This is a genomic window from Streptomyces sp. MB09-02B (assembly GCF_033794485.1).
In the GTDB taxonomy this organism is placed as follows: domain Bacteria; phylum Actinomycetota; class Actinomycetes; order Streptomycetales; family Streptomycetaceae; genus Streptomyces.
The window spans coordinates 1-1,055 of sequence record NZ_JARGEE010000908.1; the positions used below are offsets into that span (position 1 = coordinate 1).

The 1,055-nt window shown below is 70.8% G+C and carries 1 protein-coding gene and 1 pseudogene; one reads left to right on the forward strand and one right to left on the reverse strand.

What is annotated here, in order from left to right:
* Nucleotides 1-421, forward strand: a pseudogene (locus P1P70_RS45010) (SulP family inorganic anion transporter); the annotation flags it as partial.
* On the opposite strand, the gene P1P70_RS45015 reads toward P1P70_RS45010, so the two are convergent.
* A partial coding sequence (locus P1P70_RS45015; RefSeq protein WP_319248326.1) for a class I SAM-dependent methyltransferase occupies nucleotides 401-1,055 on the reverse strand: 655 nt, incomplete at its 5' end. The pseudogene P1P70_RS45010 and the gene P1P70_RS45015 sit on opposite strands and share 21 nt — an antisense overlap.

Below are 1,055 nucleotides of genomic sequence, written 5' to 3' on the forward strand. Positions count from 1 at the left end.
CGGGGAGGTGGTGGTGCTGGGGGTGACCGCCTTGGCGATCGTGACCTGGAACCTCTTCGAGGGAGTGCTGGTGGGGCTCGCGTTGGCGGTGGCCAAGACGGCGTGGGACATCAGCCAGGTACATGTGGAGGTCGAGGACAGGGGTGACACGGGGGTGGTGGTGCGGGTGATGGGGAACGCGACGTTCCTGCGGCTGCCGAAGCTGCTGGACGCGCTGGAAGGGGTGCCTCGGGAGCGGGGGGTGCGGCTGGAGTTGAGCGGGCTGTGGCATGTGGATCACGCGTGTGCGGCGGCTTTGGAGGCGTGGCGGGCGGGGGTGGCCGTGGATCGCCTGCCTGGTGCAAGAGAGGCCGATGCAGGAGGGGCCGGTTCAGGAGGGGCCGGTGCAAAGGGGAGCGGTTCAGGGGCGGATGGCCAGTAGCAGGTCCACGTCGTAGGTCTCCTCGATGGTTTCCGTGGGGAAGAGCTTGCGGAGGTGGGCTCGCTCCTCGGTGAAGAACTCGGTGGTGGCGTCTTCGCCCAGAACCAGAAAGGCCGAGTGGCTGGCGATGTTGGCCAGATGGGTGTCGAGGGAGACCTCGCGGCTCCAGCGGACCTGGCGGCGGGTGAAGTCGATGAGTCCCGCCGTGTCCGTGAGGGCGGCGGGCGCGCCGGAAGCGCTCTTCTCGATCGGGGTGTCGGGGTCCACTCCGAGGAAGCGGTGGATGCGGGTGGTGGCGTCGGCGATCCAGGGGATGTCGACGGCGTCGGTGTTCCACCAGAGGGCGAGTACGCCGCCGGGGCGGAGTACGCGGAGGGCTTCCGGGACCGAGCGGGTGGGGTCGGTCCAGTGCCAGGACTGGGCGTAGGTCAGGAAGTCGGTGGAGGCGGTGGCGACGGGGAGGGCATTGCCGTCGCCTCGGACGAGGGGGAGGCGGGGGTGGGCGCGGCGGAACTGGGCTGCCATGCCCGCGCCGGGTTCGACGGCCAGGACGTGGGCGCCTCGGGTGTGGAGGAGGGCGGTGGAGATGCCGGTGCCGGCGCCTACGTCGACGGTGCGGGAGCCGTGGAGGGGG